3 protein-coding genes and 1 pseudogene are annotated in these 2,963 nt (G+C 62.3%); 3 read left to right on the forward strand and 1 reads right to left on the reverse strand.

The features are described 5' to 3' along the window. Window positions 1–16 precede the first annotated feature (16 nt). Window positions 17–868: a mechanosensitive ion channel domain-containing protein gene (locus EN969_RS24600; protein ID WP_013529072.1), complete on the reverse strand. Its 852-nt coding sequence runs from the start codon at window positions 866–868 to the stop codon at window positions 17–19. A 242-nt stretch (window positions 869–1,110) separates the two neighbouring features. Between EN969_RS24600 and rsfS the strand changes: the two genes are divergently transcribed. The 3 genes and pseudogenes from rsfS to EN969_RS24615 form a co-directional block, all read left to right on the forward strand. Continuing rightward, a complete protein-coding gene (gene rsfS / locus EN969_RS24605) occupies window positions 1,111–1,488 on the forward strand; it encodes a ribosome silencing factor (RefSeq protein ID WP_013529073.1) in 378 nt (125 codons plus the stop codon). Between the two features lie 27 nt (window positions 1,489–1,515). Further along, window positions 1,516–1,998, forward strand: a complete 483-nt coding sequence (gene rlmH / locus EN969_RS24610) for a 23S rRNA (pseudouridine(1915)-N(3))-methyltransferase RlmH (RefSeq protein ID WP_013529074.1) — start codon at window positions 1,516–1,518, stop codon at window positions 1,996–1,998. A 124-nt stretch (window positions 1,999–2,122) separates the two neighbouring features. Further along, window positions 2,123–2,963: pseudogene (locus EN969_RS24615) on the forward strand (hypothetical protein); the annotation flags it as partial.

Here is a 2,963-nt window from a genome sequence, read left to right on the forward strand (position 1 = left end):
GCACTGAGCCACCCGACTATTGTCGACGGGCTTCCGGCGACGGGGCTTCCGGTGGCGGCAGCGGGATCGATATGCCTTCGCTATCGAATTCCTGCTTGGCGCGCTTGGTGAGATCGGTCTGGGTGGCGAAGAAGTCCGCCGACGATGTCCAGTAGCGCAAGGCAATCGAAACGGTGCTATCGCCCAATGTCGCGACGAAAGCGATCGGTGCCGGCTCACGCTTGACCCGCCGTTCGGCGGCGGCAATGGCAAGCAATGTCTTTTGAGCGCGGTCGATGTCGTTCCAGGAGCCGATGCTCAGCGTGATGTCGCTGCGGCGCACCCCGTTGCGCGAAAAGTTGCGCACCGGCTGGTTCCACAGCGTCGAGTTGGGCGCCAATATGTAGACCCCGTCGGCCGTCCTGAGCTTGGTTGCGAACAGGCCGATCTCCTCGATCGTACCGGCAATCGAACCGACCTCGACGGACTCGCCGATGCGAAACGGCCGCAGTGCCAGAAGCATGATGCCGGCCGCGATGTTCTGCAGCGTGCCTTGCAACGCCAGGCCGATGGCGAGGCCAATGGCACCGATCGCGGCAATGATCGAGGCCGTCTGCACGCCGAACTGGCCGAGCACCATGATGGTGACGAGGATCAGGATGGCATAGCGGACGATCTTGGAGAAGAAATGCCGCAACGTCGCGTCGAAACCATGGATATGGCCGAGACCGGCGAAGATCGAACGTTCGGCAAGGCCGGCGACGATATAACCGACGATCAAGAGGATAACGGCACCGATGGCCGAGAAGGAGTAGGAAACAATCAGCGTGCTCAGTTGGGCGAGGCCAGCCTGGACGCTGAGGAAGGCGTTTTGCGGGTCGATCGGCATGGGGGAAATCCGGTTGGTCGGTGAGCCGATAACCCATGCCGACGGCGAGGGTTCCGATCTTTTCCGGTGTGCGGCGGAACCACAGGAGCGACAATACGTTCGTGCGAGGCAGGGTCCCGTCTTGAAACTGTCAGGGAACTCTGCCTATCTAAGTGGTGTCACCTGCTTCAAGGGGTGATTTGGTTGTTCTTGCTGCGAAAGGAAATACACTGAGAACAGCACTGCGGAAGAAGGCCGATATCATGCCTTCGCCGGCCAGGATCAGCGTAGACGACGCCGTGTCCCGCGCCATCAAGACAGTCCTTGCCAGTCTGGAAGACTCCAAGGCCGAAAATATTGTCTCCATCGACATCCAGGGGAAATCGAGCCTCGGCGACTATATGGTCGTCGCTTCGGGCCGATCGCACCGTCATGTCGCGGCTGTCGCCGATCATCTTCTCAAAGCGATCAAGGATGCCGGTCTCGGCACCGCGCGCGTCGAGGGGCTGTCCGGCGCCGACTGGGTCCTGATCGATTCTGGCGACATCATCGTCCATGTCTTCCGCCCCGAAGTCCGCGAATTCTACAATCTCGAAAAGATGTGGCAGGCGCCGGACCTCGAGGAAGAAACGCTCCACTAAGTCGTTCGCGCGGCTTACAAGGCAAGGATGAAGATATCAGTTCATGCCGTGGGCCGGATGAAAGCCGGCCCCGAGAAGCTGCTGGCCGACCGCTATTTCGAGCGCTTCGCCAAGAGCGGCCCGGCGGTGGGGCTTGAATTTGGCGGCATTGCCGAAATAGCCGAGGGGCGCGGCCAGACTGCCAACGAGCGCCGGCGTGAGGAAGGCCAGAAACTGCAGACGCAGTTGCAGCCCGGCACCGCCCTGATCCTGCTCGACGAACGCGGCAAAAGCTTTTCCTCGGAAGATTTCGCCGGGCGCCTCGGCCTGTTGCGTGACGGTGGCCGCAAGGCGCTGATCATCGCCATCGGCGGCGCCGACGGCCACGATCAGTCGCTGCGCGACCAGGCCGAACTGGTGATGTCGTTCGGATTGCTGACATGGCCGCATCAACTGGTGCGCGTGATGCTGGGAGAGCAGCTTTATCGTGTGGCCACTATCCTTTCGGGACATCCCTACCATCGCTCGTAAGCCGGTGAATTGGTGCGACACACCCGGATTTCCGCCCCAATGCCAACGTAACATTGCATCGAGTGGGCGGTTTCGAACATGGTTGATTGTTCGTTAACGAAGCCACGCATAGAGTCGGGCTTCAATGTCTGAAGACAGAAAATCAAGAACGGGCTCATGGCGCGCGCGCTGCGGAATCGCGGCGGCGGTGCTTGTGCTGTCGCTGCATGCGGGGCGGGCGGAAAACACGCTCGACCTGGCTCCCGATCCGGACCAGAGCCGGGCCGAATATGAACGGGTCTCGAAGGAGATCACGCTGTCGTCGGAACGATTGGCCAAGCTCTCCGCCGACATCGCGACGATCAAGAAGGATCACGCCTCGATCACCGCCGCATTGATCCAGTCGGCGATGACCGAGCAGAAGCTCGGCCAGGACATCGAGGACATCGGCGCCAGGCTGGAAGGGTTGAAGGGCCAGGAACAGAAGATCCGCGCCTCGCTGATGGCGCGGCGCGACGTTCTGGCCGAAGTGCTGGGCGCGCTGCAGCGCATGGGCCTCAACCCGCCGCCGGCGATCCTGGTCAAGCCCGAGGACGCGCTGTCGTCGGTGCGCAGCGCCATCCTGCTCGGCGCGGTGGTGCCGGAACTGCGCCAGCAGACCGATAGCCTGCTTGCCGATCTCAAGGAACAGACCAGGATTACGGCGTCGATCGAGGCCGAACGGGCGCGGCTGACGGCGGCGGTCGGCGACCAGACGGCGGAAAAGAAGCGGCTCGGCATGCTGCTGGAGGCCAAGCAGAAGCTCGAAGCCGACACGCAAACGCAAATGGCCGCGGAAAAGCAGCGATCCGAAGCGCTGGCGGCCAAGGCCGGCAGCCTGAAAGAGTTGATCGCCTCGCTCGAAGCGCAGGCCGACAAGAGCCGCAAGGCCGCCGATGCCGCCAAGGCCGCTGAGCAGAAGACGGCGGATGGCGACAAGACATCCG

This window comes from Mesorhizobium sp. M7A.F.Ca.CA.003.01.2.1, from assembly GCF_003998945.1.
Taxonomy (GTDB): Bacteria; Pseudomonadota; Alphaproteobacteria; order Rhizobiales; family Rhizobiaceae; genus Mesorhizobium; species Mesorhizobium ciceri.

Coding starts and splice junctions, on each gene's coding strand:
- rlmH (WP_013529074.1), top strand. CDS start 1,516: ATGAAGATATCAGTTCATGCCGTGGGCCGGATGAAAGCCGGCCCCGAG.
- rsfS (WP_013529073.1), top strand. CDS start 1,111: ATGCCTTCGCCGGCCAGGATCAGCGTAGACGACGCCGTGTCCCGCGCC.
- EN969_RS24600 (WP_013529072.1), bottom strand. CDS start 868: ATGCCGATCGACCCGCAAAACGCCTTCCTCAGCGTCCAGGCTGGCCTC.